General features: G+C 64.0%; 16 protein-coding genes. 14 read left to right on the top strand and 2 right to left on the bottom strand.

Features of this window, described 5'->3' with window-relative positions; genetic code table 11:
• Nucleotides 1–2 precede the first annotated feature (2 nt).
• The 9 genes from xerC to G4Y73_RS04995 all read left to right on the top strand — a co-directional run bounded on the left by xerC (nucleotide 3) and on the right by G4Y73_RS04995 (nucleotide 6,936).
• A complete protein-coding gene (xerC, locus tag G4Y73_RS05035) occupies nucleotides 3–896 on the top strand; it encodes a tyrosine recombinase XerC (RefSeq protein WP_164230099.1) in 894 nt (297 codons plus the stop codon).
• Nucleotides 897–1,129: 233 nt separating this feature from the next.
• Nucleotides 1,130–1,672, top strand: coding sequence for an ATP-dependent protease subunit HslV (hslV, locus tag G4Y73_RS05030; RefSeq protein ID WP_164230097.1), 543 nt, complete (start codon nucleotides 1,130–1,132; stop codon nucleotides 1,670–1,672).
• 3 nt (nucleotides 1,673–1,675) lie between these two features.
• Nucleotides 1,676–3,016: an ATP-dependent protease ATPase subunit HslU gene (gene hslU / locus G4Y73_RS05025; protein WP_164230095.1), complete on the top strand. Its 1,341-nt coding sequence runs from the start codon at nucleotides 1,676–1,678 to the stop codon at nucleotides 3,014–3,016.
• Between the two features lie 212 nt (nucleotides 3,017–3,228).
• Nucleotides 3,229–4,047, top strand: coding sequence for an ABC transporter ATP-binding protein (locus G4Y73_RS05020; protein ID WP_164230093.1), 819 nt, complete (start codon nucleotides 3,229–3,231; stop codon nucleotides 4,045–4,047).
• A complete protein-coding gene (locus G4Y73_RS05015; protein ID WP_164230091.1) occupies nucleotides 4,044–4,811 on the top strand; it encodes an MlaE family lipid ABC transporter permease subunit in 768 nt (255 codons plus the stop codon). The genes G4Y73_RS05020 and G4Y73_RS05015 overlap by 4 nt, the downstream gene beginning before the upstream one ends.
• Before the next feature lie 8 nt (nucleotides 4,812–4,819).
• The gene (mlaD, locus tag G4Y73_RS05010; RefSeq protein ID WP_164230089.1) at nucleotides 4,820–5,287 is read left to right on the top strand and encodes an outer membrane lipid asymmetry maintenance protein MlaD; all 468 of its coding nucleotides are present in this window, start codon (nucleotides 4,820–4,822) and stop codon (nucleotides 5,285–5,287) included.
• The gene (locus G4Y73_RS05005; protein WP_164230086.1) at nucleotides 5,284–5,892 is read left to right on the top strand and encodes an ABC transporter substrate-binding protein; all 609 of its coding nucleotides are present in this window, start codon (nucleotides 5,284–5,286) and stop codon (nucleotides 5,890–5,892) included. The genes mlaD and G4Y73_RS05005 overlap by 4 nt, the downstream gene beginning before the upstream one ends.
• Nucleotides 5,885–6,205 carry an STAS domain-containing protein gene (locus tag G4Y73_RS05000; protein WP_164230084.1) on the top strand — a complete coding sequence of 107 codons (321 nt, stop codon included), beginning with the start codon at nucleotides 5,885–5,887 and terminating at the stop codon, nucleotides 6,203–6,205. Before G4Y73_RS05005 ends, G4Y73_RS05000 begins: the two co-directional genes overlap by 8 nt.
• Nucleotides 6,202–6,936 carry a VacJ family lipoprotein gene (locus G4Y73_RS04995; RefSeq protein ID WP_164230082.1) on the top strand — a complete coding sequence of 245 codons (735 nt, stop codon included), beginning with the start codon at nucleotides 6,202–6,204 and terminating at the stop codon, nucleotides 6,934–6,936. Before G4Y73_RS05000 ends, G4Y73_RS04995 begins: the two co-directional genes overlap by 4 nt.
• 51 nt (nucleotides 6,937–6,987) lie before the next feature.
• Here G4Y73_RS04995 and rpoH read toward each other — a convergent pair whose 3' ends face one another.
• Together rpoH and G4Y73_RS04985 are read right to left on the bottom strand one after the other, a co-directional pair.
• Nucleotides 6,988–7,845 (bottom strand): RNA polymerase sigma factor RpoH, encoded by an 858-nt coding sequence (gene rpoH, locus G4Y73_RS04990; protein WP_164230080.1) that lies wholly within the window; start codon nucleotides 7,843–7,845, stop codon nucleotides 6,988–6,990.
• Between the two features lie 388 nt (nucleotides 7,846–8,233).
• Complete coding sequence (locus G4Y73_RS04985; RefSeq protein WP_164230078.1) at nucleotides 8,234–9,538, bottom strand: FAD-binding oxidoreductase; 1,305 nt, start codon at nucleotides 9,536–9,538, stop codon at nucleotides 8,234–8,236.
• A 55-nt stretch (nucleotides 9,539–9,593) separates the two neighbouring features.
• On the opposite strand from G4Y73_RS04985, the gene phhA reads away from it, so the two are divergent.
• The 5 genes from phhA to G4Y73_RS04960 are packed head-to-tail and all read left to right on the top strand — an operon-like array spanning nucleotide 9,594 to nucleotide 14,637.
• Nucleotides 9,594–10,394 (top strand): phenylalanine 4-monooxygenase, encoded by an 801-nt coding sequence (phhA, locus tag G4Y73_RS04980; RefSeq protein ID WP_164230076.1) that lies wholly within the window; start codon nucleotides 9,594–9,596, stop codon nucleotides 10,392–10,394.
• Between the two features lie 2 nt (nucleotides 10,395–10,396).
• Nucleotides 10,397–10,735, top strand: a complete 339-nt coding sequence (locus tag G4Y73_RS04975) for a 4a-hydroxytetrahydrobiopterin dehydratase (protein ID WP_164230074.1) — start codon at nucleotides 10,397–10,399, stop codon at nucleotides 10,733–10,735.
• On the top strand, nucleotides 10,728–11,681 hold the full coding sequence (locus G4Y73_RS04970; protein WP_164230072.1) for a MoxR family ATPase: 954 nt from the start codon (nucleotides 10,728–10,730) through the stop codon (nucleotides 11,679–11,681). Before G4Y73_RS04975 ends, G4Y73_RS04970 begins: the two co-directional genes overlap by 8 nt.
• Nucleotides 11,681–12,652 carry a DUF58 domain-containing protein gene (locus G4Y73_RS04965; RefSeq protein ID WP_164230070.1) on the top strand — a complete coding sequence of 324 codons (972 nt, stop codon included), beginning with the start codon at nucleotides 11,681–11,683 and terminating at the stop codon, nucleotides 12,650–12,652. The genes G4Y73_RS04970 and G4Y73_RS04965 overlap by 1 nt, the downstream gene beginning before the upstream one ends.
• 5 nt (nucleotides 12,653–12,657) lie before the next feature.
• A complete protein-coding gene (locus G4Y73_RS04960; RefSeq protein ID WP_164230068.1) occupies nucleotides 12,658–14,637 on the top strand; it encodes a DUF3488 and transglutaminase-like domain-containing protein in 1,980 nt (659 codons plus the stop codon).
• Nucleotides 14,638–14,653: the final 16 nt, after the last annotated feature.

The following is a 14,653-nucleotide window of genomic DNA, read 5'->3' as shown; positions in this document are numbered from 1 at the left end:
GATTGCAGGCGGCCATCACCGCCTTTCTGCGGCACGGCGCCGACGAGGCCGGGCTTAGCCCGGCCACCATCGAGGCCTATCGGCGCGATCTGACCGCCCTTGAGGCCTGGTGTCGCGAGCGCGATCTTGGCGAGGTCGAAGCCATCACCCAGGCCGATATCCGCGGCTTCGCCGCCAGTGAGCACCGCCGCGGCCTGAGCCCGCGCAGCATCCAGCGCCGCCTGTCGGGCCTGCGCCGCTTTTTCCGTCATCTCCGCCGCGAAGGCGTCGTCAGCGACGATCCCGTCCAGGGGGTACGGGCGCCACGGGTCCGGCGCAAGCTGCCGGAAGTGCTCGATATCGACCAGGTGCTGGCCCTGCTCGACATCCCCGAAGAAAACGAACTGGCCACGCGCGATCGCGCCATGCTCGAATTGTTCTACGCCTCGGGCCTGCGCGTCAGTGAACTCGCCGGCCTGACCTGGGACCGGCTCGATCTCGGCGAGGGCCTGGTTCGCGTGCTTGGCAAGGGCCGACGCGAACGACTCGTGCCGGTCGGCCGGCATGCCGTGCGCGCGCTTAAACAGTGGCAGCGTGTGCACGCGAGCGTCGCCGGGCTTCAGCAGCCGCGCATATTCACCAGCCTCAAGGGGCGCTCACTGGGCGTGCGGGCCATCCAGAAGCGTGTGGCCTACTGGTCGCAGCGCCAGGGCCTGGACCAGCGCGTGCACCCCCACCAGCTGCGTCACTCCTTCGCCTCGCACATCCTCGAGTCCTCCGGCGATCTACGGGCCGTCCAGGAACTGCTCGGCCACGCCAATCTTTCGACCACCCAGATTTACACCCACCTGGATTTTCAGCATTTGGCGAAGGTGTATGACGAGACGCATCCGCGAGCCAAAAAGAAGAGCTCGTAAATCTCAAATATCAAGCACCAATTTTCAAACAAGAACCAAATTCCAATGATCAATGGACATAATGGTGCTTAACCCGTCGACTAAGCCCATTTCGGACATTGAAAATTCTGTCATTGAGCTTTGTTTGAAAATTGGTGCTTGGAATTTGGTACTTCCCGCTTCCCGTCTCCACCTTGCCCCATACCACTCGCATCCCCATGTTTCCCCCTCACCCATCGGCAGCGAGTCGGTCCATGGAGCAGTATCACGGCACCACCATCGTTTCAGTTCGCCGCAACAAGCAGGTGGTCATCGCCGGTGACGGTCAGGTCTCACTCGGCAATACCATCATGAAGTCCAACGCGCGCAAAGTGCGGCGCCTGTACAAGGGTCAGGTCGTGGCCGGATTTGCCGGCGCCACCGCCGACGCCTTCACCCTGTTCGAACGCTTCGAGTCGAAGCTCGAAATGCATTCGGGCCATCTCACGCGTGCCGCCGTGGAATTGGCCAAGGACTGGCGAACCGACCGCATGCTCCGGCGCCTGGAGGCTCTGCTGGCGGTCGCCGACCGCGAGGCCTCGCTGATCATTTCGGGCAACGGCGACGTGATCGAGCCCGAAGAAGGCCTGATCGCCATCGGCTCGGGCGGCCCGTTCGCACAGGCAGGAGCCCGTGCCCTGCTACGCCACACCGAAATGGATGCCGAAGCCATCTGCCGCGAAGCATTGACCATCGCCGGCGAGATCTGCATCTACACCAACCATAATTTCACTATCGAAACGCTCGAATCGGAATAAGCCATGTCGCAAATGACGCCCCGTGAAATCGTCCAGGAACTGGACCGGCACATCATCGGCCAGAAGGCAGCCAAGCGGGCAGTGGCCATTGCCCTGAGAAACCGCTGGCGCCGCATGCAGGTCGACGAAAAGCTGCGGCCGGAGATTACGCCCAAGAACATTCTCATGATCGGCCCGACCGGCGTGGGCAAGACCGAGATCGCTCGCCGACTGGCCACCCTGGCCAAGGCCCCCTTCGTCAAGGTCGAGGCGACCAAGTTCACCGAAGTCGGGTACGTCGGCAAGGATGTCGAATCAATCATCCGCGACCTGGTCGAGGTGGCGGTCAAGATGGCGCGCGAAGAGGCCATGACGAAGGTGCGCTCACGTGCCGAAGACGCTGCGGTCGAGCGGGTGCTCGACATCATGCTGCCGCAGAAGACCACCAGCGGTTTTGCCAACGCGCCCGAAGAGCCGGCCGAGACCTCGTCGGAAACGCGACGCAAGATGATGAAGAAACTGCTCGACGGCGACTTCAACGAACGCGAGATCGAAATTGATCTCGACCAGAACCTGGGTGTGGAAATCATGGCGCCGCCGGGCATGGAAGAGATGACCAGCCAGCTCCAGCAGATGTTCTCGAGCATGTCCGGCAACCGCAAACAGCGGCGCCGCATGAAGGTCAAGGATGCCATTCCCGTGCTCGTGGAGGAAGAAGCCGCGCGCATGATCAACGATGAGGAAGTCAAGCAGCAGGCAACGACGATGGCCGAGCAGAACGGCATCGTCTTCATCGACGAGATCGACAAGGTTGCGCGCCGCGCCGGTGGCGCGGGTTCCGGAGAAGTCTCACGCGAAGGCGTCCAGCGCGACCTGCTGCCGCTGGTCGAGGGCTCGACGGTCAACACCCGTTACGGGCCGGTCAATACCGACCACATGCTGTTTATCGCCTCGGGCGCTTTTCATGTCGCCAGGCCCTCCGACCTGGTACCGGAACTGCAGGGGCGCCTGCCGATCCGGGTCGAACTGCGCGCCTTGTCCGCCGACGACTTCGAGCGCATCCTGACCGAGCCCGACGCCAGCCTGACCGAGCAGTACACGGCACTGCTGGCAACCGAGGGGGTGGACCTGGAGTTCACCGAGGACGCCGTCACCCGGCTGGCCGAGATCAGCTTCGCGGTCAACGAATCGACCGAAAACATCGGCGCCCGCCGCCTGCATACGGTCATGGAGCGGCTGCTCGAGGAAATCTCCTACGTCGCGGCCGATCGCTCCGGCGAGAAGGTGGTCATCGATGCCGAATATGTCGACCGCTATCTTGAGGATCTGGCAGGAAACGAGGACCTGAGCCGTTATATCCTCTGAGCCGCGGTTGGTGAGAGTTTAGAAGAAACCGCAGATTGCGCAGATTTACGCAGATTTTCAATATTCCAATCACTAATCTGCGTTCATCTGCGTCATCTGCGGTTCCAAAAACCTCCTGCCCACGCCGAGCACAAGCTTTCTGGAACTGGCAGCCTAAACTTGTGCGCCTCTTCGCGGTCGGATCACACACGCGTCGGGACAATACGAACAACATGACGGAGACTTCCACCACAGCCATCGCCTTGCGCAGCGTTTCCGTGCGCCTGGGCGGGCGCCCCATCCTCGAGGATCTCGATCTCGAGATCCCCGCCGGGCGCGTGACGGCCATCATGGGCCCCAGCGGTTCGGGCAAAACGACGGTGTTGCGCCTGGTCACCGGGCAGCTCAAACCCGACAGCGGCGAGGTCTGGATCGGCGATACCCGCGTCGATCAACTGGGCGCAAAAGCGCTGGGACGGCTGCGACGCAATATCGGCGTTCTGCTGCAAAACGGCGCCCTGTTCACCGACCTGACCAGCTTCGACAACGTCGCGTTGCCACTGCGTGAGCACACCGAATTGCCTGAATCCCTGATCCGGCGGCTGGTGCTCATGAAGCTGGAAATGGTCGGCCTGCGCGGCGCGGCCGAACTCTACCCGGCCGAGCTTTCCGGCGGCATGAAGCGACGCGTGGCCACCGCCCGCGCGATGGCGCTCGACCCGCGCATCATGTTCTACGACGAGCCCTTCGCCGGCCTCGATCCGATTTCGCTCGGCGTGTCGCTACGCCTGATTCGCGACATCAATGGCGCCCTGGGCACAACCAGCGTGGTCATCACTCACGACGTGCGTGAAGTCGCCCATCTCGCCGAGTACGCCTGCATCATCGCCGACCGCCGGCTGATCGCCGCCGGCACGCCCGAAGAACTGTCATCCAGTGACGATCCGCTGCTGCGCCAGTTCATGCAGGGCGAGCCCGACGGACCGGTGCCGTTTCACTACCCGGCCCGCGCCATCGATGAAGAATTGCTGGCCAGCGGAGGCAAACGATGAATTCCGAACAGAACGGCACGGTCCTGACGGCGCCGCTGCGCGAGTTCGGGCGAGCCGGCCTGTTCCTGCTCACCGCCTTCTCGCGTATGCGCTTTGGCCGCCGGCAGCTGGCCGAGGCGTTGCGCCAGGTCTACTTCGCGGGCGTGCGCTCGCTGGTGATCATCGTCATCAGCGGCTTTTTCGTCGGCCTGGTGCTGACCCTGCAGACCTATGACACGCTGACCCGCTTTGGCGCCGCCGACGCCGTCTCGACCGTACTGGCCCTGTCGCTGTTTCGCGAGCTGGGCCCGGTACTGGCCGCGCTGCTGTTCGCTGGACGGGCCGGCACCTCGATCACCGCCGAGATCGGCCTGATGAAGGCCACCGAGCAGCTCGACGCACTCGACCTGATGGCCATCGACCCGATGGAGCGCATCATCCAGCCGCGCCTGCTGGCCGGCGCGATCGCCCTGCCCTGCCTGGTGCTGATCTTCAATCTCACCGCCCTCGTCGGCGGCATTTTCTTCGCCGTCTTCCTGATGGGCAGCGACCCGATCACGTTCTGGGCCAACATGCAGTCGTCCGTCGAACTGCTGCGCGACTTCGGCGGCGGCATGCTCAAGGCGGTCTGCTTCGGCTTCGTCGCCGCCTGGCTGGCCGTATGGTTTGGCTGGTCGGCCCGACCCACCAGCGAAGGCGTGGCGCTGGCTACCACGCAGACGGTCATCGCCACCGCCATTGCGGTGCTGGTCCTCGACTTCATTCTTTCCGCATTCATGCTCTGAGAGTCGACATGAAATCATCCCACCAAATCGAACTGACCGCCGGCGTCTTCCTCCTGCTGGCCGTGGCCGCATTGATCTTCCTGGCGCTGCACGCCACGGATCGCGGTGTGGTCTCGGGCGAGAGTTACGAGCTGCAGGCCGGCTTCTCCAACGTCGGCGGCCTGAAACCGCGCGCCACCGTCAGCATGGGCGGCGTGGCCATCGGCATGGTCGAGGCAATCGACCTCGACCCCGAAACCTTCGAGGCGAAGGTGACGATGCGTATCAGCAGTGAGTACGACAACCTGCCCGAAGATACCTCGGCTTCAATCCTCACCAGCGGCATCCTGGGAGACCAGTACATCGGTCTGGAACCGGGCGGTTCACCCGAAGTGCTGGCCGACGGCGACCGGATCCTGATCACCAGCTCGGCCATGGTGCTCGAGCAGCTTATCGGCCGCTACATGTTCAACAGCGACAGCGAAGGAGAAGAATGATGCGTACTCTACTGCTCGTCCTGACGATGCTCATCGCCAGCCCGCTGCTGGCCGAAACTGACCCGGTGAAAGTCATCGAATCGACCAACGCCGAGCTGGCGGCTCTTATCAATGAGAACCGCGAGCGCTACCGCGAGGACGCGCCATCACTCAGGCAGGACATCAAGAACGTGCTGATGCCCACCATTGACACGGTCTATTCGGCCCGTCTCGTACTCGGACGCCACGGCCGCGGTCGCGAACGCTCGGAAATCGAGGCCTTTGCCGAGGCGCTCGCCAACCAGCTGCTCGATCGCTACGCCACCGCACTGCTCGACTACAACCTCCTCGAGCGCGTCGAAATCCTGCCCTTGACCGGTGACAACACCGAGCGGGCCACGCGCGTGCGTACCCGCGTCCAACTCGACAACGGTGATCGGGCGCCGGTGGACTATGTTCTGCGCCAGACTGACGAAGGCTGGAAGGTTTTTGACGTGATCGTCGAAGGCATTTCGTACGTCGCCACCTTCCGCTCGCAGATCGACCAGGAGATTCGCCAGACCAGCTTCGAAAGCCTGCTCGAGCGGCTGGAAGCCGGCCAGTATCAGGTCGAAGTCGATGACTGATCAGCAGCACTCGAGCATCCAGCTGAGCGGACACCTGACCGTCGGCGAGGTCCCGGCAGTCCACGCGCGCTGGCACAATCGCTTCGCCAGCGATAGCCCGCCGGAACAGGTTGATCTGGCCGCACTCGAAGCGGCGGACTCGAGCGCACTCGCCCTGTTGCTGGAATGGCAGGCCCTGGCCCGCAAAAGTGGTCGAAGCGTGCGGTTCGAATCACCCCCACCGGCCCTGGTCACGATTGCCAGACTGACGGGCGTGGGCCCCATGTTGGGCTGGGCCGATACAGACAACGACGAGTCGGAGAAAGAGCGATGAAAGGCAAGCTTTGCATCGTCGTGACAGCCCTGCTCCTGCTGGCCGGCTGCGCCACCACCGCACCGCCGGCGGAAGAACGCCACCCGCGGGATCCCTGGGAACCCTACAACCGCAATATCTTCGTGTTCAACTCGGCGATCGACTACGCCCTGATTCGCCCGCTGGCCAAGGGCTACGGCAAGATCACCCCGGAACCCGCAAGACACGGCATCCGCAACTTTTTCACCAACATCCGTGCGCCCGTCGTGATCGCCAATCTGCTGCTCCAGGGACGGCCGGCGGATGCCGGCACCCAGTTCAAGCGGTTTTTCGTCAACACCACCTTCGGCCTGGGCGGGCTGCTGGATTCAGCCTCTTCGGTCGGACTCGAAGCGTTTGACGAGGATTTCGGCCAGACCATGGCCGTATGGGGCTGGGAAGACAGCCGCTTTGTCATCCTGCCCTTGCTGGGGCCTTCGACCCTGCGCGACGGACTCGGTCGGGTCCCCGACGGTTACGCCGACTTCGTCTGGCGCTGGACCATTGAAGAGACGACCTATGCGCTGATCGGCCTGAATGTCATCCAGGTTCGCCACAGGATGCTGCCCCTGTCCGAGGATATCGAATCAGCCTTCGACCCCTACAGCTACATGCGCGACGGGTGGTTGCAGCGACGGCGCCATGCCATCACCAACGGCGAGGACGGCCTGCCGGACTACGAGTCCTACATCGACGAAGATTGGGAAGAGTAGCTGGGGCGTGCGCCCAAGCGGCCGCCGCACGCGCGGCGGCCCAAAACAAGGTCAGGCCTCGAAGCGCGCCTTGAGCTTCTTCAGCGCCGCGGCTTCGAGCTGGCGGATACGTTCAGCCGAAACCTCATACTTGTCGGCCAGCGCCTGTAGGGTGGTCTTGGGATCCATCAACCAGCGCGACTGGATGATGTCACGCGAACGATCATCGAGGTTTTCGATACCGCCGAACAGCAAGTCGTGATGGTGCTGTTCCCAGTCCTCGGCCTCTGCCACCTTGTCGGGCGAGGCCGACAGGCCTTCAAGATAGGCCGCAGGCGCCATGTAGGTGGACTCATCATCATCGTTGGACAGGTCAAAGCCGACGTCCTGGCCCGACAGACGCGATTCCATTTCCATGACCACCTCGGGCTTGACCCCGAGATCCTCGGCCACGGCATTGACCTCTTTCTGGTTGAGCCAGCCCAGACGCTTCTTCTGTCTGCGCAGGTTGAAGAACAGCTTGCGCTGGGCCTTGGTGGTGGCCACCTTGACGATGCGCCAGTTGCGCAGGATGAATTCGTGAATCTCGGCCCGGATCCAGTGCACGGCAAAGGAAACGAGACGTACGCCCTGATCCGGATCAAAGCGCTTGACCGCCTTCATCAGGCCGATATTGCCTTCCTGGATCAGATCGCTGATCTGCAGGCCATAGCCCGAATAGCCGCGCGCCACGTGAACCACGAAGCGCAGGTGCGACATGACCAGCATGCGCGCCGCGTCGAGATCTTCCTCGTCACGGTAGCGACGGGCCAGGCTCTGCTCCTCTTCCAGCGTCAGCACGGGAATGCGGTTGACCTCCTGGATATAAGCATCCAGCGAGCCCGTTCCGGCTGGTGCCAACAGGTGGCTTGGTACGAGATCCTTGCCCATGAATTCCTCCTTGAACTCTACGCTGGATTATACCAAAACGAGCGATCGAATTCGAATCAGGAACGATTTGGTACTTTTTTATGTCTCGGCTATTCTGACCCGGGCTGGTGACCCGAAGTTCCCGATATTGGGGCGGGCCGCAAGGGCATCAAGCGAAGATCGCAACCGGGGATTGCCGCGCATAAAAAAGGCGGCGCCAAAAGCGCCGCCTCAACCCCCAGCAGCCCCGGGCGGGACCCCTGGGTGCGCCCGTACCAGCAAACGGGCGGACCTGCCAAGTTCTCGAGGTTTAGTGTGGCAAAGTCGACAGCGATCCGTAAGCGGCAGAATGTCCCGACATTCGGTAGGAAAATTGCCATGCCATGTAGGAAATTTCCTAAAAGTCGTGCTATTGCGAGCGCAGCCGGCGATCCTTCCAGGCGTCCCGCAACTGCGCCCGCCAATAGATCAGCTGCCCGACCAGTCGACCGGTCACCCCTCCGGCCCAGCGCGGCGGCCAATCGCTGAACTCATCCAGGCGCTCGGGCTTGCCAGTCAAGGCCTCGGCCAGGATCGCGCCGGCCAGGGTGGTCGGAGCCATGCCGTGCCCGCCAAAGGCCAGGGCATGCCAGAGCCCCTCGGCCGTTCGGCCCAGCAACGGCATTTCGTGCCTGGCATAACTCATCCAGCCGCCCCAGGCATGATCGAAACGAACGCCTGAGAGTCCGGGAAACACCCGCTCGAGGTCGCGCCGCATCAGCCGGCGAATGGCCCCCGGCGAGCGGGCCGCCATCGAGATGCGACCGCCCCACAGCAGTCGTGAGTCCGGCAGTGGACGGTAGTAGTCAAAGGCAAAGCGCGTGTCGTAAACGGCGACTCCGCCCGGCAGGAATGCGTCGAGCCGCTCTCCCAGCGGTTCGGTCACGGCCACATAGGTCGCCACCGGCTGCAGGGCACGCTGCACCGTGGGTACCAGGCGGCGGTCGTATCCGCCAGTAGCCAACACCACCTCGTCGGCCACGATCCGGCCTTGCGGGCATTCGATGCACCAGCCCGCGCCCTGGCGGCGGATCGCCCTGACCGGCGATTGTCCAAAGACCTGACCGCCACCCGCCAGGATCGCGTCGGCCAGCCCACGGATGTAGCGCAGCGGTTGGAAGTGGAAGCTGCCCGGCTCGAGCAGGCCGCCACCGTAACGCGCCGATCGCACGTAATCGGCCATCGCGGCTCGTTCGACCGGCTCGAGATCAAAACCGAGATCCCGCTTCATGCGTCCGGCCCAGGCGGACAGGACCTCCGGCTCGTCAAACCAGTCGGCCAGCAGGACACCGGCGTCGCTGACCTGGCATTCGATGGCGTAGCGATCGATTCGCCCCCTGACACGAGCCACGGCATCGCGGGTCCAGCCGTGCATCCGGGCGGCGCGCTCCCGGCCGATCTGGGCCAGCAGGGCGTCGCCGGCCAGTGAATAGCCGGCGAACACGAAGCCGCCGTTGCGCCCCGAAGCGCCGCCGCCGGGCTCGAGCGCGTCGACCACGACCACTCCCCGGCACCCTTTCTCGATCAGTTCGAGCGCCGTCGAAATGCCGGCCAGACCGGCGCCGACAACGGCCACTTCTGCACGCACCGTACCGGCAAGGACGGGCCAGGCGCGCGCGCCGGCTTCGACCTCGTACCAGCTCTGACCGGGCCAGCGATTGGCGGGTGTCTTCATGGAAAAAACGCCTTCGGGTGATAAGATAAACGGATCAAGTTTTCAGGAGGTACTCATGGGCAAGTCAACCAAGTACGAAGCCAAGGTGCCGGACGAAAACGGCATCATCCCGTACACGGATGAAGAGCATAGCGTGTGGCGCGACCTGTATGCGCGCCAGATCGAGGTCATCCAGGGCCGGGTCTGCCAGGAATTCCTCGACGGACTGGAAATACTCGATCTGCCAACCGAGCGTATCCCACAGCCCGGCGAGGTTTCGAAGGTGCTGCGCGAACGCACCGGCTGGGAAGTCGCCCCGGTACCCGCGCTGATCAATTTCGACCGCTTCTTCAAGCTGCTCTCGGAAAGGAAGTTTCCGGCCGCCTCGTTCATCCGCTCGCGCGAGGAAATGGACTACCTGCAGGAGCCGGATATCTTCCACGAAATCTTCGGCCACACCACCATGCTCACCCACCAGGCCTTTGCCGACTTCACCGAAGCCTACGGCAAGGCCGGTGTCATGGCCTCGAAGAAGGAGCGCGTGTTCCTGGCGCGGCTGTACTGGTTTACGGTCGAGTTCGGCCTGATCGATACGGCCAAGGGCATGCGCATTTACGGCGGCGGCATCGCGTCTTCGCCGGGTGAGACGGTTTACTCGCTCGAAAGCGACAAGCCAATGCGGCGACCCTTCGATCCGATTGATGCGCTGCGTACGCCCTATCGAATCGATATCTTCCAGACCGTTTACTACGTGCTCGACCAGATGGATGACCTGTTCGACCTGGCCGGCGAGGACCTGCTGGCTCTGATCCGCAAGGCGCGCGCGCTGGGCCAGTTCGAACCCACCTACCCACCCAAGACCAAGGAAGCAGCCTGACCATGACCGACACCCTGACCGAGAAAAAATGCGTTCCCTGCGAAGGTGGCACGGACCCGCTCGATCGCGACCGCGTCGAGCAACTGCTATCGCAGATTCCGGGATGGCAGGTCGATGACGACGGCAAGAAGATTTTCCGCCGCTTCGAGTTCAAGGGCTTTTACAAGACCATGGCCTTTATCAACGCCATGGCCTGGATCGCCAACCAGGAAGGCCATCACCCGGATTTCGAGGCCGGCTACAACTTCTGCCTGATTCATTTCACCACCCATGCCATCGAAGGCTTGAGCGAAAACGATTTCATTTGCGCGGCCAAGGTCAACGCCCTGCTGGATGAATGAGCCGCTCGTCACCGACCGGGCACCGGCGTCGCTGGCCGAGCCGCTGGCGGCCGCCCGCGCCCGCGTCGCCGAGATCATCGTCGACAAGGGCGAGGTCATCGATCTGGCCTTCTCGGCCCTGCTCGCGGGCGGTCACCTGCTGATCGAGGATCTGCCCGGCGTTGGCAAGACCACCCTGGCACAAGCGCTTTCGATGGCTGTCGGCGGCAGCTGGCAACGCATCCAGTTCACCAGCGACATGCTGCCGGCCGACATCCTCGGCGTTTCGGTCTTTCGACGCCAGGATGAACAGTTCCAGTTCCGGCCCGGCCCGATCTTCGCGCATGTCGTCCTGGCCGACGAAATCAACCGGGCCACGCCGAGGACCCAGTCCGCCCTGCTCGAGGCCATGTCAGAGGGACAGGTCACGGTCGACGGTCACACGCATATCCTGCCGCGACCGTTTTACGTTATCGCCACCCAGAATCCGCTCGATTTGTCCGGCACCTACCCGTTGCCCGATTCCCAGCTCGACCGCTTCCTGCTGCGCACCCGCATCGGCTATCCATCGGAACGCGAAGAGCGGCGATTGCTGACCGAACCCGACCGCCGCCGCATGCTCGAGCAGTTCGAACCGGTGCTCAATCCCGAGCAGGTCATGCAACTGATCGAGCTGGCCGCCACCCTGCACGTTTCCGAGCCCGTGCTCGACTATATCCAGGCCCTGGTCGCCGCCACCCGCAGCCATCCGGAAATCAAGGCCGGACTGTCGCCCCGCGCCGCCCTGGCCCTGGTCCATGTAGCCCGTGCCCACGCGCTGGTCATGCAGCAGGACTTCTGCCTGCCCGACAACGTGCAGGCGATCTTTCCGGCCCTGGCCGGCCACCGGCTGCAACCAATAGCGGAGGCTTCAGCCAGTGGCGACGACGTGGCACGCGCCATCCTGGAGTCGACCCCGGTGCCGTGATGGCGCACGTCAAGGCCGACCCTGGCCGCGGCAGGGGCGCCCTGGTGGCCCTGCTCGATCGCTGGCTGAAACGGCGTACCCGCCTAGACCTGCCCATCACGCTGGGCTACCGGCAGATCTTCATCCTGCCCACGCGCTTTGGCTGGATGCTGGGCCTGCTGATGGGTGCAATGCTCGTTGGCAGCCTCAACTTCAACAACAACCTCGGCTTGCTGACCACCTTCATCGTTGCCGCCGTAGCCGTCAACAGCATGCTGCTGGCCTATCGCAACCTGCACGGTCTGAGTATTCGTCGCGGTAACGCGGCACCGGTGCACGCCGGTCGGCCGCTTTGCTACCGCCTGAGTCTCACCCAGAAAGACAATCGTCCGCGTCCCGACCTGGTGGTTCGAGCCGGACCGCGCCTGGCCCGGCTCGATCTGCCGGCCGCAAGTGCCGGCGAAGCCCGTCTGAACCTGCCCACCCACCACCGCGGCTGGCAAGCGGTCGGCCGCCTGCGCGTTGAAACCACCCATCCCCTGGGGCTGTTCCGGGCCTGGTCCTGGATCGAACCGTCGGCACCCTGCCTGGTCTGGCCACAACCCGCCGAACAGGTGCCGCCCCTGCCCGAACACGGCACCCCCCGACAGGGCAGCCAGGCACGGCAACGCGACGAAGGCGAAGAGTTTCACAGCTTGCGGCAATGGCGCGAGGGCGACCCGCTGCACCGCATCGCCTGGAAGGCCACCCAGCGCCATCAGACCCTGCTCTCGCGCGAGTTCCGGGAGGAGCGGTCGCGCGAAATCTTCCTCGATCTCCAGCGCACACCCGGCCGCGATCTTGAGGAACGAATCCGCATTGTCACGGCATGGATCCTGCGCGCACACGCCGAGGGCCGCAGCTGGTCGCTGAAGCTCGGTACAAAAACGCTGGGACCGGCTGGCGATCCGCCCCATCTGCGCGAATGCCTGCGGGCACTGGCCGAGTGGTGACGACGATGGGTGATCGCTTGCCGTTGACGGCTGTTGCCTGGACCCTGGGCGCATTCCTGGTGGCAGCCATCCCCCACTTGCTGGCCATGCCACAGGTGCTTGCCGGGGTCGTCGTCGCGGCCTGTATCTGGCGTCTGCTGGCGTCACGATACGACTGGCGCGCGCCGCCTGGATGGCTCCGCGTCACGCTGACGCTGGTGGTGATTGCACTGCTGCTTGTCAGCTATGGTGGCGAGTGGGGCCGCCGCTCGGCTACCGGATTGCTGTGCCTGATGCTGGCGGCCAAGATGATGGAACTCTGGCGAATTCGCGACCTGCGCCTGGTCGCTTCGGTGTCTTTCTTCCTGGTCGCAACCCAGTTCCTGTTCAACGAGCGACTTGTCTATCTCGGCTACCTGCTCGCCGGTGCGCTGGTGGCGATCTGCGCGCTCTACAGCATCCAGGCCGTGGAGAGCGGTCATCGCCGGGCGCCGGGTGGCAGCCGCAGCATTTTGCGCAACGGTGCCGTGATGCTGCTGGCCGCCGTGCCGGTGGCCCTGGTGCTGTTCGTGACCTTCCCGCGGCTGGCGCAACCGCTCTGGGGCCTGCCCGATGAGGTAATGGACGGGCGCACCGGACTATCCGACAGCATGTCACCAGGCGCGATCGCCAACCTGTTCGCGGACGATTCCCCGGCCTTCCGGGCCGAATTCGGCGACCGCCCGCCACCGCGCGAGCAACTCTACTGGCGCGGGCCGGTGCTCTGGCGCTTCGACGGCGACACCTGGGAGCAGGCATTTCTGCCCACTCGGGTTCCCGCCCGTCCCGTACCACCAAGCCGCGACGACTACCGCTACAGCGTTCAGCTCGAACCCCACGAGCGCCACTGGCTGTTCGCCCTGGACTACCCGGTCAGCGCGCCCGAGAACGCCCGCATCTCGCTCGATTTCCAGATTACTAGCCGTCATCCGGTAACCACCCTCAAGCGTTACGAGGTCCGCAGTAATCCGGAATTCACCGACATGCCGGAGTTGTCTGACCCCCTTCGCCGGCTGGCCCTCGATCTGCCCGGGGACCGCAATCCACGCACCCGGGCCATGGCGCGCGAACTCCGCGCCCGCTTCGACGACGACCGGGAGCTGGTTGCGTACGTCCTCCGCTGGCTGAGCGAGGAACCCTTCTTCTACAGTCTCGAAACCTCGCCGCTGGCGCGCCATGGCGCCGACGAGTTCCTGTTCGATCTGCGCACCGGCTATTGCGAGTACTACGCCTCCGCCTTTGCCGTGATGATGCGCTTTGCCGACATTCCGGCACGCATCGTCACCGGCTACCTGGGCGGCTACTGGCAGGAGAACGGTGGCTACATGCTGGTGCGCAATTCCGATGCCCACGCCTGGGTAGAAGTGTGGCTGGACGGTAGCGGCTGGACCCGGGTCGACCCGACCGCCGCGGTCTCTCCAGAACGCGTTGAAAGCGGCTCGCAAAGCGTCAGCGGAGCGCGCGACGGGCTGTTCGAGTCTGAGTGGCTACGCGACCTGCGCAACCGCTACGACCGACTGCAGTACCTGTGGAACAACTGGGTCCTGGGCTTCGATTCCGACCGTCAGCGGCGCCTGATGCAGTGGTTCGGCCTGCCGGAGGTCTCGCGCACCGGCATGGCCCTGATCATGATCGCGGCTCTCGCGCTGGTCGTATCCGCACTGGCCTGGGCCTGGCTGGGTTATCGCCCGCGCGCAGCCGATCCGGTTCAGCGCGCCTGGCAACGCCTGTTGGTCCGAATGGCGCGCCGGGGGCTCGGCAAGCGCGCACAGGAATCACCCCGGGACTGGGTAGAACGTCTGGCACCCCGCATCGACCATGCCGGCGAGTTGCAGGCACTGGTCGACGACTACTGCAGGATTCACTATGGTCCGGGCACGAATCGATCACAGCAACAGCAATTTATCGAACGCAGCCGCCGGTTTCGACCACGGCGCACTGAACCCCGCGGGGCCACGGTCGTCTAATGCGTTGGACGCATTG

This window comes from Wenzhouxiangella sp. XN201 (assembly GCF_011008905.1).
Taxonomy (GTDB): Bacteria; Pseudomonadota; Gammaproteobacteria; order Xanthomonadales; family Wenzhouxiangellaceae; genus Wenzhouxiangella.
This window is presented reverse-complemented; position numbering and strand designations above follow the sequence as displayed.

Excerpts from the sequence above, each read along its gene's own strand:
- hslV (WP_164230097.1), top strand. The coding sequence starts at position 1,130 with ATGGAGCAGTATCACGGCACCACCATCGTTTCAGTTCGCCGCAACAAG.
- hslU (WP_164230095.1), top strand. The coding sequence starts at position 1,676 with ATGTCGCAAATGACGCCCCGTGAAATCGTCCAGGAACTGGACCGGCAC.
- G4Y73_RS05020 (WP_164230093.1), top strand. The coding sequence starts at position 3,229 with ATGACGGAGACTTCCACCACAGCCATCGCCTTGCGCAGCGTTTCCGTG.
- G4Y73_RS05015 (WP_164230091.1), top strand. The coding sequence starts at position 4,044 with ATGAATTCCGAACAGAACGGCACGGTCCTGACGGCGCCGCTGCGCGAG.
- mlaD (WP_164230089.1), top strand. The coding sequence starts at position 4,820 with ATGAAATCATCCCACCAAATCGAACTGACCGCCGGCGTCTTCCTCCTG.
- G4Y73_RS05005 (WP_164230086.1), top strand. The coding sequence starts at position 5,284 with ATGATGCGTACTCTACTGCTCGTCCTGACGATGCTCATCGCCAGCCCG.
- G4Y73_RS05000 (WP_164230084.1), top strand. The coding sequence starts at position 5,885 with ATGACTGATCAGCAGCACTCGAGCATCCAGCTGAGCGGACACCTGACC.
- G4Y73_RS04995 (WP_164230082.1), top strand. The coding sequence starts at position 6,202 with ATGAAAGGCAAGCTTTGCATCGTCGTGACAGCCCTGCTCCTGCTGGCC.
- rpoH (WP_164230080.1), bottom strand. The coding sequence starts at position 7,845 with ATGGGCAAGGATCTCGTACCAAGCCACCTGTTGGCACCAGCCGGAACG.
- G4Y73_RS04985 (WP_164230078.1), bottom strand. The coding sequence starts at position 9,538 with ATGAAGACACCCGCCAATCGCTGGCCCGGTCAGAGCTGGTACGAGGTC.
- phhA (WP_164230076.1), top strand. The coding sequence starts at position 9,594 with ATGGGCAAGTCAACCAAGTACGAAGCCAAGGTGCCGGACGAAAACGGC.
- G4Y73_RS04975 (WP_164230074.1), top strand. The coding sequence starts at position 10,397 with ATGACCGACACCCTGACCGAGAAAAAATGCGTTCCCTGCGAAGGTGGC.
- G4Y73_RS04970 (WP_164230072.1), top strand. The coding sequence starts at position 10,728 with ATGAATGAGCCGCTCGTCACCGACCGGGCACCGGCGTCGCTGGCCGAG.
- G4Y73_RS04965 (WP_164230070.1), top strand. The coding sequence starts at position 11,681 with ATGGCGCACGTCAAGGCCGACCCTGGCCGCGGCAGGGGCGCCCTGGTG.
- G4Y73_RS04960 (WP_164230068.1), top strand. The coding sequence starts at position 12,658 with ATGGGTGATCGCTTGCCGTTGACGGCTGTTGCCTGGACCCTGGGCGCA.